Annotated in this window: 11 protein-coding genes and 2 pseudogenes; 8 read left to right on the forward strand and 5 right to left on the reverse strand. The window is 65.3% G+C overall.

All coding sequences use genetic code 11. From position 1 onward, the window contains the following. Positions 1-479: 479 nt before the first annotated feature. The 4 genes from OKW45_RS31130 to OKW45_RS31145 form a co-directional block, all read right to left on the reverse strand. Positions 480-1,292 (reverse strand): PhaM family polyhydroxyalkanoate granule multifunctional regulatory protein, encoded by an 813-nt coding sequence (locus OKW45_RS31130; RefSeq protein ID WP_429472842.1) that lies wholly within the window; start codon positions 1,290-1,292, stop codon positions 480-482. 82 nt (positions 1,293-1,374) lie between these two features. Beyond that, positions 1,375-2,232, reverse strand: coding sequence for an enoyl-CoA hydratase/isomerase family protein (locus OKW45_RS31135; RefSeq protein ID WP_429472843.1), 858 nt, complete (start codon positions 2,230-2,232; stop codon positions 1,375-1,377). Positions 2,233-2,286: 54 nt separating this feature from the next. After that, entirely contained in the window at positions 2,287-3,540 is a 1,254-nt protein-coding gene (locus OKW45_RS31140) for an ABC transporter substrate-binding protein (protein ID WP_429472844.1), read from the reverse strand. A 132-nt stretch (positions 3,541-3,672) separates the two neighbouring features. Continuing rightward, positions 3,673-4,656, reverse strand: a complete 984-nt coding sequence (locus OKW45_RS31145; RefSeq protein ID WP_018419257.1) for a fumarylacetoacetate hydrolase family protein — start codon at positions 4,654-4,656, stop codon at positions 3,673-3,675. A 146-nt stretch (positions 4,657-4,802) separates the two neighbouring features. On the opposite strand from OKW45_RS31145, the gene OKW45_RS31150 reads away from it, so the two are divergent. From OKW45_RS31150 to OKW45_RS31180, 7 genes and pseudogenes are all read left to right on the forward strand, one after another. Then, the gene (locus OKW45_RS31150) at positions 4,803-5,729 is read left to right on the forward strand and encodes an IclR family transcriptional regulator (RefSeq protein ID WP_429472845.1); all 927 of its coding nucleotides are present in this window, start codon (positions 4,803-4,805) and stop codon (positions 5,727-5,729) included. A gap of 41 nt (positions 5,730-5,770) precedes the next feature. Continuing rightward, complete coding sequence (locus OKW45_RS31155; protein WP_429472846.1) at positions 5,771-7,090, forward strand: DUF3108 domain-containing protein; 1,320 nt, start codon at positions 5,771-5,773, stop codon at positions 7,088-7,090. Between the two features lie 151 nt (positions 7,091-7,241). Then, positions 7,242-8,031 (forward strand): annotated as a pseudogene (locus OKW45_RS31160) (alpha/beta fold hydrolase). Between the two features lie 117 nt (positions 8,032-8,148). Beyond that, on the forward strand, positions 8,149-8,406 hold the full coding sequence (locus tag OKW45_RS31165) for a BTH_I0359 family protein (RefSeq protein ID WP_018419253.1): 258 nt from the start codon (positions 8,149-8,151) through the stop codon (positions 8,404-8,406). Positions 8,407-8,699: 293 nt separating this feature from the next. Then, positions 8,700-9,770, forward strand: a complete 1,071-nt coding sequence (locus tag OKW45_RS31170; protein WP_429472847.1) for a homocysteine S-methyltransferase family protein — start codon at positions 8,700-8,702, stop codon at positions 9,768-9,770. A 67-nt stretch (positions 9,771-9,837) separates the two neighbouring features. Continuing rightward, positions 9,838-12,567, forward strand: a pseudogene (metH, locus tag OKW45_RS31175) (methionine synthase); the annotation flags it as partial. Between the two features lie 189 nt (positions 12,568-12,756). Next, on the forward strand, positions 12,757-12,954 hold the full coding sequence (locus tag OKW45_RS31180) for an acid-shock protein (RefSeq protein WP_187618044.1): 198 nt from the start codon (positions 12,757-12,759) through the stop codon (positions 12,952-12,954). A gap of 131 nt (positions 12,955-13,085) precedes the next feature. Here the strand turns inward: OKW45_RS31180 and OKW45_RS31185 are convergent, their stop codons facing one another. Then, positions 13,086-13,412 (reverse strand): DUF1840 domain-containing protein, encoded by a 327-nt coding sequence (locus tag OKW45_RS31185; protein WP_018419249.1) that lies wholly within the window; start codon positions 13,410-13,412, stop codon positions 13,086-13,088. Positions 13,413-13,874: 462 nt separating this feature from the next. Here OKW45_RS31185 and argS point away from each other — a divergent pair, with 462 nt between their 5' ends. After that, a complete protein-coding gene (argS, locus tag OKW45_RS31190; RefSeq protein ID WP_429472848.1) occupies positions 13,875-15,665 on the forward strand; it encodes an arginine--tRNA ligase in 1,791 nt (596 codons plus the stop codon). Positions 15,666-15,693: the final 28 nt, after the last annotated feature.

Below are 15,693 nucleotides of genomic sequence, written 5' to 3' on the forward strand. Positions count from 1 at the left end.
GCAAAGAAGTCCGGGCTTTTGTATTGGCGCCTGAAGCGTGAATCAGGCACCGTGGCCAACCGTGGGGAGGGATACCCTTTGCCTGAGGTCGAGCCAGTCTGGGTCGACAACCGCACGTCCCGCCCTGCACCGGTAGCGCCGGCGGCGAATGACGCGAAGGCGGCGGGATTGATTGTTTTCGGCGCACGCCCCAAAGCCAGATCAAGCTTACACAATCATAGCACGCGCCTCCCACGAAACCCGTGACAGAAGCGGCGCGAGCGCACTGTGGCATTGACTTCTCTCAATAAAATCGGCGATTCGCGCGGGCGGAAACCGCCGGCGTTGTAATACAGCAAAAACGCAGGCGATGGGTTGCCTTCGTCATCGGGCACTGATTCGCGGGGCGACAGGCGGAGGAAACGCAGACTCGACCGCGCTCCTTTTGTCGTTGCTGTCGCTGTCGCACCGGGTGCGAGCGCGTTGCCCGCACTGCCCGCTTACCTCGACTTTTTCATTGTCGCCGCGCTCGTCCCCTCGCCCGACGCGCGTTTGGCCGACGGCGCGGCGCGCTTCGCCGCCGGCCGTTTGACGGCGGGCTTCGCGTTTTGCGCGGCGGCGCCCGACGCTTCGGCGCCCGACGCATCGGCGCCCGACGCATCCGCGGCCTTCGACGGTTCCGGCTTGCCCTGCGTGCCCCCGCCCGCCGCGGCGACCGCGACGGACGGCTGCGTCATCGCGAACTGCGCGATCTGGTTGAACTGCGATTGCAGCAGATTCCACCACGCGGATGCATCGAAAGCGGGCGCCGCGGGCGCTTCCTCTTCGTCGCTGGCGGCCTGCGTGGCGCTTTCGGGCGTGGGCTCGGCCGGCTTCGTCCAACTTGGCGCCGGGGCGGGGCGCGGGGCGGCGTTCGGCGCGTCACTTGCGGCGGCACCCGACGCAGCAGCGGCCGCCTGCGACATCGACGATTGCGCGAACGCGCCGAACGCGCGCAGCGTCGCGAGCGTCGCACGTTGCACTTCGAGCGCCTGGATCGCCGACTGCAGCATGCTCAGATTCAGCTTCAGCCATTGCTCGACCGCGCGCATGTCGGTGATGCGCTTGTCGAGTTCCTCGACGCTCGTGAGCGGCGCCATCATGTCGGACATCATCGACAGCGACGGACTCGTGCCCCCACCCGGCTGCGCGCCCGTCATGGCGGCGCCGAACGGCGACAGCCGCATCATGCTCCACATGCGATCGAGCATTTCAGCGGGCGGAAAACCGGGAAAGCCGGGAAAGGGCGGCGCGGAGCCAGTGGTGTCGGTCATGGTTGTCGCCTCGGTGCTAGATGATAGGTGGAGCGCGCGATGCCGCGCGCATCGATTCGATCATACCGTGTGGGGTATGACATCACGATCGTTCGTCGTTACGTGGACCGCCCGCGCCAAACTCGGGCGCGCGCCGCTCGCGCAACGAGCTCAGGCCTTCGCGCACGTCGGGCCCCGCGAAGCCCATGAATTCCAGCGCGAGCGACGTGTCGAACGCCGGCCCCGCCGTGCGCAGCCAGTTGTTCAACGCATACTTGGTCCAACGGATGGCGGTTTGCGAACCGTCGGCCAGCTTGCGCGCGACTTCGAACGCCTTTGGCAGCAGATCGCTTTCGTCGACGGCCAGCGACACGAGCCCGATGCGCTCCGCCTCCTCGCCGCTCACCGGCTCGCACAGCAGCAGGTAGTACTTCGCCTTCGCCATGCCGCACAAGAGCGGCCAGACGATCGCCGCATGATCGCCCGCGGCGACGCCGAGGCGCGTGTGTCCGTCGATGATGCGGGCCGTCTTCGCCGCGATCGAGATATCGGCGAGCAGCCCCGCGACGAGCCCCGCGCCGACCGCCGGCCCGTGCATCGCCGACACGATCGGCTTGCCGCAGTTGATCACGTTGTAGACCAGATCGCGCGCTTCGCGCCACACACGCGTGCGCACCTCGAAATCGTTCGCCATGTCCTCGACGAGCTGCAGATCGCCGCCGGCCGAAAAGCCTTTGCCCTCGCCGCGAATGATCGCGACGCGCGTATCGGGATCGCGATCGATGTCGCGCCAGATTTCCGCGAGCTCGTAATGCATGCGTGCGTTCGCGGTCGCGAGGCCACTTTTATTCGCGCCCTCGCCGCTCATCACGACTTCGAGCACACCGTACGGATGACGCTGTAAACGCAGCGACTGGTAGTGCGCGTAGTACGCGTCGTTCGGTTGCGATGGCTGAGGCATGGTGAGCAGTCCGGAGGAGATTCGTTCAGTCGCGCGCGGAACGCCGCGATCCGTTCAATGCGGCTGATAAAGCCACTTGCCATTGGTGATTTCGACCATCACGCGGGCGCGCTGATCGAGCCCGAGATGATCGGTCGCGCTCATGTTGACGACGCCATTGGTGTCCGCGAGACCGCGTGTTCCTTCGAGCGCGTCGCGCAGCGCGCGGCGAAACGGCGGCGTGCCGGGCGCGCCGGCTTTCAGCGCGAGCGGAATCGCATGCTCGAGCAACGCGCCCGCGTCCGACGTGTACGAACCGAATGCCGACACGCTGCCCGCGCCGTGCCGCGCCTCGAAGCGCTCGATGTAATCGAGCGCGAGACGCCTGGCCGGATGATCGGCCGGCAATTGCGTGGCGACCAGCACCGGGCTCGCGGGCAGGAAGGTGCCGTTGCAATCGGCGCCGCACACGCGCAGGAAGTCGTTATTGCCGACCCCGTGGTTGTGATAGATGACGCCCTTGTAGCCGCGCTCGCGCAGCGTTTTCGGCGGCAACGCGGCAGGCGTGCCGGCCGCGCCGACCACCACCGCGTCGGGATGGGTCGCGAGAATCTTCAGCACCTGGCCGGTCACGCTCGGATCGGTGCGATTGAAACGCTCGCTCGCGACGACGTCGATGTGATGCAGCTGCGCGAACTTCGCGACCTCGGCGTAGAACGTCTCGCCGAGCGCGTCGGCCTGGCCGATGAACGCGATTGTCTTCACGCCGTGTCCGCTCGCATGCTCGGCGATCGCCGAGGCCATCATCGCGTCGGTCTGCGGCGTCTTGAAGACCCAGCGACGTTTCGCGTCGACCGGTTCGATGATTTTCGCGGACGACGCGAGCGAGATCATCGGCGTCTCGCCCTCGGCGACCACGTCGATCATCGCGAGCGAATTCGGCGTGATCGACGAGCCGATGATCGCGTCGACGTGATTCTCGCTGATGAGCTTCCTGGTGTCCTGCACGGCGTGGGTCGTGTCCGATGCATCGTCGAGCACGATGTATTCGACGTTCTGCCCGCCGATCTGTTTTGGTAGCAGCGCGACCGTGTCGCGCGCGGGAATGCCGAGCGACGCGGCCGGCCCGGTCAGCGACAGCACGAGACCGATCTTCACCTGCGCAACCGATGTCAGCGGCAACGCGCAGGCAAGCGCGGCGCACAGCGTCGCGGCGCGCCGCGCGAAGCGCCGACCACGTTGACGCAAGCCACGCTCGCTCGTGCGCGCTTCAACGGGCGACGCGCAAGCGCGCCGACGTCCAGCTGCGGAGAAGTCCAATCGCGGCATGCTGTCTCCTCACGTCGGGGTTTTCGTTGTGATGTTTGCCGCAGTGTAGCCGCGCGCGCAAGTGGCGGCATCGGGCGAAACCCTTTCGCGCGTGCCGCCCGCGTCAAAGCATTGCCGCGTGAGCGTCGCGCTTCATTCGAGCGGCGCGATGCTCTGCTCGATCGCACCGAAAATCGACTTGCCCGCATCGTCGAACATTTCGATCCTCACGGTGTCGCCGTATTTCATGAACTCCGTTTGCGGCGCGCCGTGCTCGATCGTTTCGAGGCAGCGCTTCTCGGCGATACAGCAGTAGCCGCGTTTCGCGTCCTTGTTCGACACCGTGCCCGAACCGACGATGGCACCAGCACGCAGATTGCGCGTTTTCGCGGCATGCGCGATCAGCTGACCGAAGTGAAACACCATATCGGTGCCCGCGTCGGGCTGGCCGACCTTCCTGCCGTTCCAGTGGACGATCATCGGCCGATGCACGCGGCCTTCGCGCCAGTGTTCGCCGAGCTCGTCGGGCGTCACGGCGACCGGCGCGAACGAGGTGGCCGGCTTGCTCTGGAAAAAACCGAAGCCCTTCGCGAGTTCGGCGGGGATCAGGTTGCGCAGCGACACGTCGTTGACGAGCGTGACCAGCCGCACGCCGCGCAGGGCCTGCTCGGGCGTCGCGCCCATCGGCACATCGCCGGTGACGACCGCGACTTCGGCCTCGAAGTCGATGCCGTACTCTTCCGATGCGCACGCCACGTCGTCGCGCGGGCCGATGAAGTCGTCGCTACCGCCCTGGTACATCAGCGGGTCGGTCCAGAATTCGGGCGGCATTTCCGCGCCGCGCGCGCGCCGCACGAGCTCGACGTGGTTCACGTACGACGAGCCGTCGGCCCACTGGAACGCGCGCGGCAGCGGCGCCATGCACTCTTTGGCGTCGAATGAAAAGCTGTTGCGCGCACGGCCCTGGTTCAGCGCATCGTAAAGGTCGTGCAGTTGCGGCGCGTAGAAGGCCCAGTCGTCGAGCACGCGCTGCAGCGTGGGCGCGATCGTGTCGGCGATGGCCGCCGTGTGCAGGTCGCGGGACACGACGATCAGTTGACCGTCGCGCGTGCCGTCCTTCAGCGAGGCAAGTTTCATAGAGCTGTGAACCGTGTATTGGTGACGATGGAAGGAATCTATTCTACGATGGTGAATCGGCGCGGCCCAATATCTGCGTGTTCGTCGTCGTGTCACCGTAGCCGTCTCCATTACGATCACCGAACGCGCTGCCCGCGCTTTTGCACATGTCCGCCAACGCCCGCTCCGGCATAATCCGCACCCGCACCGACCCCGCGTCCGCCGACGATCTGCTCGATCCCGGCCATGCAACCGACGCAACCGGCGCCGATGACGAACCCGGCGAACCCGGCGAAGAAAAACTGCGCTCGGGCATCCAGTCGATCGAGGTCGGTTTCAGGCTGCTCGACGTACTGACCCACGAGCCGCGCGCGATGATGCTGCGCGATCTCGCGCAGCGCGCGGGCATGAGTCCGGCGAAGGCGCATCGCTATCTGGTCAGCTTTCTGCGTCTCGGCGTGGTCGCGCAGGACCCGCTGTCGGGCCGCTACGAACTCGGCGGCTTCGCTTTGCAGCTGGGGCTCGCGCGGCTCGCTCGCGTCGACGGTGTGAAGCTCGCGCGCATCGCGCTCGCCGAACTGCGCGACCGGCTCGACCTGACCGTCGGCATCGCGGTGTGGGGCAATCAAGGACCGACGATGGTGCACTGGATGGAGTCGAGCTATCCGGCCAAGGCGTCGCTGAAGCTCGGCGACGTCATGCCCTTGCTCAGTTCGGCGACCGGTCTGCTGTTCGCCGCCTATCTGCCGTCCGGCAAGACCGCCGCGATGCTCGAGCGCGAGCTGGCCGACTCGCGGCGCTCGTCGTATAGCGGCGCGCCACGCACCCGCGAAGACGTCGACAAGGTGCTCGCCGAGGTGCGCGAGCACGAGGCTGCGCGCGTCGAAGGCATGCTGTTGCCGACGATCCACGCGTTTTCGATGCCGGTGTTCGATTCGACCGGCGAACTCGCGCTCGGTCTGGTCGCGCTCGGCCATGAAGGCGCGTTCGATATCCGCTGGGGCGGCGAGATCGATACCGCGCTGCGCGATTGCGCGCGCAAGCTGTCGTACGAACTCGGCTATAGCGCGACGCCGCGTAGCGACAACGGTTGATACGCACCGATCCTTTCAAGCTCTCACCGATTCAAGCGCCGATGGATTCTGCTTCCGCCAACCGCCGTCATGATCGCCTGCCCGCTTTTGGTAGCGGGCCGGGACGCGGCGCGCGCGCGTGGCGCTGGATCGCCGTCCTCGTGGCCGTCGCGGTTGTGCACTGGATCGCGGCGCAATGGTTCGAGCGCAATCGCGTGGATCTGAATCCGGCGAATCACGAGCATGTGCCGGTGCAGGTCGCGCTGCTGACGCCCGAACGGGTCGAGCGTCAACCCGCGCCACAGCCCGCCGTGCCGGCACCGCATCCGCCCTCGCCAGCACGCAAGCCCGCGGCGAGGCCGCCGCGCGAGCAGCATGTGATGACCGCGTTGCAGCCGGCCAAACCGAACGAGCCCGCGGCCACGCCGGCATCGGAGGTGGCGGCTAGCGAGCCACCCGCCACCGCGAACGCGAATACATCGGCCCATGCGAATGCCAGCGGCGCCGTCGCGAGCGCCCCTGCCGCGGCCAGCGCGCCGCAAGCGTCGCAGGGCGTGAAGTTTTCGGTACCGCCGTCGGCCGAACTCGACTACGACACGTTCTACAACGGCGTGCGCAACGCGCCCGGCACGATCCATTGGGCGAACAACGGGCAGGGCTACGAAATGGTCGTATCAGTGCCGCTGCCGTTCGTCGGTCCGTTCGTGTTTTCGAGCCACGGCGACATCGATGCCTTTGGCCTCGCGCCGGCTCAGTACAGCGAAAAGCGTGGCCGTCGCGCCGAAGACATCGCGATCTTCAATCGCAACGACAAGAAGATTGGCTTTACGCGCACGCCCGCCTCGTTGCCTTTGCCCGACGGCGCGCAGGATCGCTTCAGTGTCGTGATGCAGCTCGCGAGCCTCGTGCGCGGCGATCCTGACGCCTATAAGCCTGGCGTGACGCGGCAGTTTTTCGTCGTCGATACCGATAGCGGGGAGAGTTGGCCGATCGAGACGATCGGCGACGAAACGATTCGCGCCGCGCAAGGCTATCTGCAGACGCGTCACTTCAAACGTCTGCCGCGGCACGATGGCGACCAGCGCCGCGTCGACGTGTGGCTCGCCCCGTCCCTCGGCTGGCTGCCGGCGCGCATCCTGCAGACGGAGCCGAACGGTACCCAGTTCGAATTGGTGTGGCGCGGCAAGCTGAATGTCGATGGCACGTCGCCGGATGACCGCGGCAATGGTGGCGCGCCGGCCACGCCTGCTGCACCCGCAGTCCCCGCTGCCGCGGGCCCTGCAACGGCGGCGCCAGCTCCGGCCGACGCATCGGCAGTAACACCCGAGGCCGCCCCCGCTGCACCGGTCGATTCGACCGCTCCGACCATCATCAAACCGTGACACTTTTCGTGACACAGTGTCACGAGCAGATCTGCTCGAGATCGGCGAAACTTCCTTTGCAACGTTGACTCGCACGTCAATGGAGCCCCCGTTCGCGCGAACGAGGCGACCCACCGCGCTTTTTCACTGCGTTTCCTTCAAAGGAGTCCGCATGCAAGTGAACATCAACGGTATCGACACACGCTACGTGCTCAGCAACGAAGGCGGCGGCCCGTGGCTCACGTTCATCCATCAGTTGGGCGGTGATCTTTCCATCTGGGATCAGATGGCCGGCTATTTTCGCGACGATTACACGGTGCTGCGCTACGACGTGCGCGGCCACGGCCACAGCGCGGTTGCGCGCGAGCCGTTCACCATGCGCGATCTGGCCGACGATCTCGCCAAACTGCTCGATGCCCTCGGCGCGCGGACGACGCACCTGGTCGGCCTGTCGCTCGGGCGGCATGATTGCGCAGCAGTTCGCGCTCGACCATCCATCACGCATCGACACGCTGACGATTGCCGACAGCACCGGCGGCACTCCGCCCGAGAATCGTGAGTTGTGGAATCAGCGCGCCCACACCGCGCGCAGCGACGGCATGGAGGCGCTGTTACCGTCGACGATCGCGCGTTGGCTCACGCCCGACTTTCAGACCGGGCATCCCGAAGCGGTCGAGCCGATCCGTGAGACATTTGCGCGCACTTCGCCGGAAGGTTTTGCGATGGCCTGCGAGGCACTGCGCGATTTCGACCTTCGCGGCCAGCAAGGCGCAATCCGCTCGCCGACGCTGACGGTGGCCGGACGTCACGACACTGGCACGCCCCCTGCTGCTACGCAGGCAATAGCGGAGGCGATCGAGGGCGCCCGCTTCGAGTTGCTGGACGCCGCGCATCTCGCGCCAATCGAGCAATCACACCGTTTTGCCGCCTTGCTTGAATCGTTTCTGGAGCGGCGAGTCTAACCGTCAGGTCCGGAGTTTTTACCTGCGTCGTCCGGACCCACCCCTTGAATTCCATCCCACATGCTCCACCTACGGTGCAGAAAGGGCAGGAGCCCAACGGAAATAAGGAGTGTCGCCATGCAAATGATCTATAACAGCCCTAACTACTGTGTCGTCGAGTTTCCTCCGCAGGAAGGTCAGCTGGCCATGAAGTCGGGCGGCTATGAGATTGTCGACAAGAACATGCAGCGCGAAATCTACATCGATGGGGCAATGGCGGCGCGTTTTCGCGAGCATGTGCAAAAGCTGATCGAAGGCGAGCCGACGCTCGACGAGGTTGATGAATTCCTCGGTCAATTCGACAGTCTGATGCAGCAACCGGTGGTCCTGCATTGACCGGAGGTGTTCAGCTGGCGCTCTGGCGACATCGATCGACCGCACCGCGCGGCTTTGGCGGCGGGTTCCATCAAGCGGTCGGCGGCAGCGAAACGGCCCGGCAGGCTTTGGCTTGCCGGGCCATTTTTTATTGCATCGTTTGTTAGCGCGTTTCTGAGTTCGCGGCGCGGCGCGTTCGCATCGGTCGATTTTGCCGGCCGCGCCTCGCACTCTCCTCCGCGCCGGGCGCATCCGCCCGGCAGCGGCTACAATGACAGGCTTTCCGCCAACGCCGGCGCAAGCCCTCGTCCGCCATGACCCAGCCTGCTCAATCCATCATGCCAGTCCGTTCGGAGCCCGCCTACACCCGCGGCGCAGCGCTGCCCGCGCTGCTGAACTCGCGCATCCTGATTCTGGACGGCGCGATGGGCACGATGATCCAGCGCTACAAGCTCGACGAAGCCAGCTATCGCGGCGAGCGCTTCAAGGACTACGCGCGCGACATCAAGGGCAACAACGAACTGCTGTCGATCACCCAGCCGCAGATCATCGCCGAGATTCACGAGCAGTATCTCGCGGCGGGCGCGGACATCATCGAGACCAACACGTTCGGCGCGACCACGGTCGCGCAGGCCGACTACGGCATGGAATCGCTCGCCGTCGAGATGAACATCGAATCGGCGAAGCTCGCGCGCGTCGCGTGCGACAAATACGCAACGCCGGACAAGCCGCGCTTCGTCGCCGGCGCGATCGGCCCGACGCCGAAAACCGCCAGCATTTCGCCGGACGTCAACGATCCGGGCGCGCGCAACGTGACCTTCGACGAACTGCGCGCCGCGTACTACGAGCAGGCGAAAGCGCTGCTCGACGGCGGCGCGGACCTGTTCCTCGTCGAAACGATCTTCGACACGCTGAATGCGAAGGCCGCACTGTTCGCGCTCGACGAGCTGTTCGAAAACACCGGCGAGCGTCTGCCGATCATGATCTCGGGCACCGTCACCGATGCGTCGGGTCGCATTCTGTCGGGCCAGACCGTCGAGGCCTTCTGGAACTCGCTGCGTCACGCGAAGCCGCTCACGTTCGGCCTGAACTGCGCGCTCGGCGCGGCGCTGATGCGTCCGTACATCGCCGAGCTCGCGAAGCTGTGCGACACCTACGTGTCGTGCTATCCGAACGCCGGCCTGCCGAACCCGATGAGCGACACCGGCTTCGACGAATTGCCCGCGGATACCTCTGGCCTGCTGAAGGAATTCGCCCAAGCGGGGCTCGTGAACATCGCGGGCGGCTGCTGCGGCACGACGCCCGAGCACATCGCGGCGATCGCGAAGGCGCTCGCCGAGCTGAAGCCGCGCAAGTGGCCGAGCCAGTATCGCGACGCGGCCTGAGTCCGCCGGAAACACTTCGCCCCGACGCCTGCACGCACTGCACGTCCCTTAACGCACGCACCCGACTCGCACACACGCCATGACCGATCACACCATGCGCCTTGCCGGCCTCGAGCCGTTCAACGTCACGTCCGGGACACTCTTCATCAACGTTGGCGAACGCACCAATGTGACCGGCTCGAAGGCGTTCGCGCGAATGATCCTGAACAATCAGTTCGACGAAGCATTGGCCGTCGCGCGCCACCAGGTCGAGAACGGCGCGCAGGTAATCGACATCAACATGGACGAGGCGATGCTCGATTCGAAAGCGGCAATGGTCCGCTTCATGAATCTGATCGCGTCGGAGCCGGACATCGCGCGTGTGCCGATCATGATCGACTCGTCGAAGTGGGACGTGATCGAGGCGGGTCTCAAGTGCGTGCAGGGCAAGGCGATCGTCAACTCGATCTCGCTGAAGGAAGGCAAGGAAGCGTTCGTTCATCATGCGAAACTGATTCGCCGCTATGGCGCGGCCGCCGTCGTGATGGCGTTCGACGAACAGGGCCAGGCCGATACGTTCCAGCGCAAGACCGGGATTTGCAAGCGCTCGTACGACGTGCTCGTCAACGAAGTCGGCTTTCCGCCCGAGGACATCATCTTCGATCCGAACATCTTTGCGATCGCGACCGGCATCGAGGAGCACAACAACTATGCGGTCGACTTCATCGAAGCGACCCGCTGGATCAAGCAGAACCTGCCGTACGCGAAGGTGAGCGGCGGCGTGTCAAACGTGTCGTTCTCGTTCCGCGGCAACGATCCGGTGCGCGAGGCGATTCACACCGTGTTCCTCTATCACGCGATCCAGGCGGGGATGGACATGGGCATCGTCAACGCGGGCCAGCTAGGCGTGTATGCCGAGCTCGATCCCGAACTGCGCGAACTCGTCGAAGACGTCGTGCTGAATCGCCGTCAAGACGGCACCGACCGCCTGCTCGAAGTCGCCGACAAGTTCAAGAGCGGCGCCGCGAAGAAGGAAGAGAACCTCGAGTGGCGCAACCAGCCGGTCGAGAAGCGTCTCGCGCATGCGCTCGTGAGCGGCATCACCACGTTCATCGTCGAAGACACCGAGGAAGTGCGCGCGAAGATCGCCGCTGCAGGCGGCCGTCCGATCAACGTGATCGAAGGTCCGCTGATGGACGGCATGAACATCGTCGGCGACCTGTTCGGCCAGGGCAAGATGTTCCTGCCGCAGGTCGTGAAGTCGGCCCGCGTGATGAAGCAGGCGGTCGCGCATCTGATCCCGTTCATCGAGGAAGAAAAGCGCCAGCTCGCGGCCGCCGGCGGCGACGTGCGCGCGAAGGGCAAGATCGTCATCGCAACCGTAAAGGGCGACGTGCACGACATCGGCAAGAACATCGTGTCGGTGGTGCTCCAGTGCAATAACTTCGAAGTGGTCAACATGGGCGTGATGGTCCCGTGCAGCGAAATCCTTGCGAAGGCCAAGGTCGAGGGCGCGGACATCATCGGGCTGTCGGGCCTGATTACGCCGAGTCTCGAAGAAATGGCCTACGTCGCATCGGAAATGCAGCGCGACGACTACTTCCGCGTCAAGAAGATTCCGCTCCTGATCGGCGGCGCGACGACCTCGCGTGTGCACACGGCGGTGAAAATCTCTCCGCACTACGACGGGCCGGTGGTCTACGTCCCGGACGCGTCGCGCTCGGTATCGGTCGCCTCGAGCCTGCTGTCCGACGAGGGCGCCGCGAAGTACATCGACGAACTGAACGCCGATTACAACCGCATCCGCGATCAGCACGCGAACAGAAAAGCACAGCCGATGGTCACGCTCGCGCAAGCGCGCGCCAATAAGACGAAGATCGACTGGGCAGCCTATCAGCCGGTCAAGCCGAAGTTCATCGGCCGGCGCGTGTTCAAGAACTTCGATCTGAACGAGCTCGCGAACTATATCGACTGGGGTCCGTTCTTCCAGACGTGGGATCTCGCCGGCCCATATCCGGCGATTCTCAACGACGAGATCGTCGGCGAATCGGCGCGGCGCGTGTTCTCCGACGGCAAGTCGATGCTCGCGCGCCTGATTCAGGGCCGCTGGCTGCAGGCCAACGGCGTGATCACGCTGTTGCCGGCCAACACGGTGAACGACGACGACATCGAAATCTACACGGACGAATCGCGCACCGAAGTCGCGCTGACGTGGCGCAATCTGCGTCAACAGAGCGTGCGGCCGGTGGTCGACGGGGTGATGCGACCGAACCGCTCGCTGGCCGACTTCATCGCGCCGAAGAACTCGGGCGTCGCCGACTACATCGGCATGTTCGCGGTGACGGCGGGTCTTGGCGTCGACGTGAAGGAGAAGCAGTTCGAGAAGGATCTCGACGACTACAGCGCGATCATGCTGAAGGCACTCGCGGACCGGCTCGCCGAAGCATTCGCCGAAGCGTTGCACGCGCGCGTGCGGCGCGACCTGTGGGGCTACGCGAACAGCGAAACCCTCTCCAACGACGAGCTGATCGCCGAAAAATACCGCGGCATCCGCCCGGCGCCAGGCTATCCGGCCTGCCCCGACCATCTCGTCAAGCGCGACATGTTCGACGTGCTGCAGGCGAACGAAATCAACATGAGCGTGACCGAATCGCTGGCGATGCTGCCGGCCGCGAGCGTGTCGGGTTTCTACCTCGCGCATCCGGACAGCACCTATTTCTCGGTCGGCAAGATCGGCGCGGATCAGCTCGACGACTACGCGCAGCGGATGTCTCTCACGAAAGCGGACGCCGAGCGCGCGTTGGCGCCGTTGCTTTGAGCATGAAGCGATACGTGGCCGGGCCGTGCGGCCCGAGCCGCGCGTGCGCGACTATATCGAGTCCGAAAGACTGAATATTTGGCGCCACGGCAATTTCGGCTTTGTAGACTGAGTCGGCTTTCATCCCGTCAGGCGCGAGCACAACGCGCCGGCTTACCGAGATTGCAACCGTCAACGGAGAAAAATCGTATGAAGAAGCTGACACTGTTATTGACCGCTGTTTCGCTGGCCGCGGACGCTTCCGTGGCGCTCGCACAACCCGCCGCGCCGGGCGGATCGAGCGCGGTCAGCTCCTACTCGCCCCCCACCGAGGCGCATGTCAAAAAGGCGAAGAAGCAAAAGATGAAGAAAGGCGCGGCAGCGTCGGCGGCCCCCGCGAGCCAGTGAGCGGCGAGGCGGACAAGCCCTCTGAATGACAAAGAGCCCGCGTCAAGCGGGCTCCTTTCTTTGAGTGCGCCCCAAAAGCGCTTATGCAGGCCTTCCGAGACCGGGCCGCGGCGCTCGGGACCCAGCAGAAATCAAAGCCCCCAGACGATATCCGCGTTTTCCTTCTGCGCCGCGCGCAGCATGTCGAGGAACGGATACGCGCGCTGCGCGAGACCGGGCGGAATCTCGTGACGATCGCGGCCGTCTTCGCCCTCGTGGAAATGGCCCTCGTGCTCGGCGCGCTCCTGCTTGTCGGAGGTGATCGCCGCTTCGAGCTTCTCGATGGCCGGGCCCAGTTCGTCGTGAGTAATGACGCCCCTCTGCCCAAGGCGTTTGCCGACAATGCCGACCAGATACTGCGCCAGATTCTCCAGCATCATCACGTCCGGGCAGGCGTGGCACTTGAAAGTAATCAGCATGACTGTTCCCTTTTTCGTTATGTCGGGCTAACGCATGAGCGTCCCAAGGGCGGCAACAGCGCGCGCCTGACGTGGCGCCGGCAAGGCGCGGCGGCCACAGCCCCTCGTGGGCAACTCATTGAACATATTAGCACCTGCTAAAATCCGTCTGAACGGAAAAGCGCGCCGCCCAGCGCCACGTATGGCAAGGCTCGACGAGCATCGCGCACGTGTGCAGGCGGGGGCGTCGAACCATCGGCCGCAATCCGCATGCCGCGCGAGCCTGCGTGCCGGCGGGCCGCCGAGCGGAGCCCACCGCGTTGCGCTGCTTGCGTTGCGTCTCGTCGCATCGCCTGGGGGACAGTCTGCCGGCAGCGGGGCCATCAGCGCCGCAAAGCGCGGCGGCGTTCTACACTTGCGACACCGGCCTCGGCCGGCGCCTCTTCCGCCTTACCGGATTGCCTCACTGGACTCGCAACAAGCATGCTGCCCGCACATAAACACACACTCGAAACACTGCTCGCCGAGACGGTGAAGCAGGTCGCAACTGCCACCCAAGGCGCGACGGAAGCCGCCTTCGTCTCGCCCGCCATCGCGCTGGAGCGCCCGAAAGTCGCCGCGCACGGCGACGTCGCGTGCAACGTCGCGATGCAGCTCGCCAAGCCGCTGCGCGCCAATCCGCGCCAGCTCGCGCAACAGATCGTCGATGCACTGCTCGTCAATCCGCAGGCCAAAGGCCTGATCGACACCGCCGAAGTGGCGGGCCCCGGCTTCATCAACCTGCGGCTCACGGCCGCAGCCAAGCAAGGCGTGATCGCCGCCGTGTTCGCCGAGAAAGACGCGTACGGCCGCTCACGGCGCGACGCCGGCAAGCACGTGCTGATCGAGTTCGTGTCCGCCAACCCCACCGGCCCGCTGCACGTCGGCCACGGCCGCCAGGCCGCGCTCGGCGACGCGCTCGCGAACGTGCTCGCGTCGCAGGGCTGGGACGTGCACCGCGAGTTCTACTACAACGACGCCGGCGTGCAGATCCACACGCTCGCCCTGTCGACCCAGGCACGCGCACGCGGCCTCGCCCCCGGCGACGAAGGCTGGCCCGCGTCGGCCTATAACGGCGAGTACATCGCCGACATCGCGAAAGACTATCTGGACGGCATCACGGTCGCGGCGAGCGACGGCGAGCCCGTCACCGGCGCGCGCGACGTCGATGACCTCGAGGCGATCCGCCGCTTCGCGGTCACGTATCTGCGTCGCGAGCAGGACATGGACCTGCAGGCGTTCGGCGTGAAGTTCGACCAGTACTACCTGGAATCGTCGCTGTACACGGAAGGCCGCGTCGAGAAAACGGTCGACGCGCTGATCGCCGCGGGCAAGACCTACGAGCAGGAAGGTGCGCTGTGGCTGCGCACCACCGACGACGGCGACGACAAAGACCGCGTGATGCGCAAGACCGACGGCACCTACACGTACTTCGTGCCGGACGTCGCCTATCACGTCGCGAAGTGGGAGCGCGGCTTCACCAAGGTCATCAACGTGCAGGGCTCGGATCACCACGGCACGATCGCGCGTGTGCGCGCAGGTCTGCAGGGTCTCGGCATCGGCATTCCGAAGGGCTACCCAGACTACATCCTGCACAAGATGGTCACGGTCATGCGCAACGGCGAAGAGGTGAAGATCTCGAAGCGCGCGGGCAGCTACGTGACGGTGCGCGACCTGATCGAATGGTCGGGCGGCGCGACGCCGGGCTCGGAAGCGGCCGTCGATCTGATCGACGAGGAAACCATTCGCCGCGGCCGCGACGCAGTGCGCTTTTTCCTGATCTCGCGCAAGGCGGACACCGAGTTCGTGTTCGACATCGACCTCGCGCTGAAGCAGAACGACGAGAATCCGGTGCACTACGTGCAGTATGCGCACGCGCGCATCTGCTCGGTGATCGCCGAGTGCAACGCGCGCTACGGCCTGGACGAGAACGCGCTCGCAAGCGTGGATCTTGCGCCGCTGACAAGCGAGCGCTCGATGGCGCTGCTCAACAAGCTCGCCGAATTCCCAGACATGCTGCAGCACGCCGCCGACGAACTCGCGCCGCACGCGGTCGCCTTCTACTTGCGCGAACTCGCCGGCGAATTTCACTCGTTCTACAATGACCGTGCCGAGCGCGTGCTGGTCGACGATGCGGCCGAACGCAACGCTCGCGTCGCGCTGCTCGCGGCCACGCGCCAGGTGCTGGCCAACGGTCTCGCGACGATCGGCGTCTCCGCTCCCGTCAAGATGTAACTCCTCTAGCGTAATATGCGCGCGGCCG

The sequence above is a fragment of the Paraburkholderia lebeckiae genome, assembly GCF_050436225.1.
In the GTDB taxonomy this organism is placed as follows: Bacteria; Pseudomonadota; Gammaproteobacteria; order Burkholderiales; family Burkholderiaceae; genus Paraburkholderia; species Paraburkholderia tuberum.

What these genes read in the sequence shown, in the direction of transcription:
- OKW45_RS31135 (WP_429472843.1), bottom strand. Translation starts at nt 2,232, where the DNA reads ATGCCTCAGCCATCGCAACCGAACGACGCGTACTACGCGCACTACCAG.
- OKW45_RS31130 (WP_429472842.1), bottom strand. Translation starts at nt 1,292, where the DNA reads ATGACCGACACCACTGGCTCCGCGCCGCCCTTTCCCGGCTTTCCCGGT.
- argS (WP_429472848.1), top strand. Translation starts at nt 13,875, where the DNA reads ATGCTGCCCGCACATAAACACACACTCGAAACACTGCTCGCCGAGACG.
- OKW45_RS31150 (WP_429472845.1), top strand. Translation starts at nt 4,803, where the DNA reads ATGTCCGCCAACGCCCGCTCCGGCATAATCCGCACCCGCACCGACCCC.
- OKW45_RS31170 (WP_429472847.1), top strand. Translation starts at nt 8,700, where the DNA reads ATGACCCAGCCTGCTCAATCCATCATGCCAGTCCGTTCGGAGCCCGCC.
- OKW45_RS31140 (WP_429472844.1), bottom strand. Translation starts at nt 3,540, where the DNA reads ATGCCGCGATTGGACTTCTCCGCAGCTGGACGTCGGCGCGCTTGCGCG.
- OKW45_RS31155 (WP_429472846.1), top strand. Translation starts at nt 5,771, where the DNA reads ATGGATTCTGCTTCCGCCAACCGCCGTCATGATCGCCTGCCCGCTTTT.
- OKW45_RS31185 (WP_018419249.1), bottom strand. Translation starts at nt 13,412, where the DNA reads ATGCTGATTACTTTCAAGTGCCACGCCTGCCCGGACGTGATGATGCTG.
- OKW45_RS31180 (WP_187618044.1), top strand. Translation starts at nt 12,757, where the DNA reads ATGAAGAAGCTGACACTGTTATTGACCGCTGTTTCGCTGGCCGCGGAC.
- OKW45_RS31145 (WP_018419257.1), bottom strand. Translation starts at nt 4,656, where the DNA reads ATGAAACTTGCCTCGCTGAAGGACGGCACGCGCGACGGTCAACTGATC.
- OKW45_RS31165 (WP_018419253.1), top strand. Translation starts at nt 8,149, where the DNA reads ATGCAAATGATCTATAACAGCCCTAACTACTGTGTCGTCGAGTTTCCT.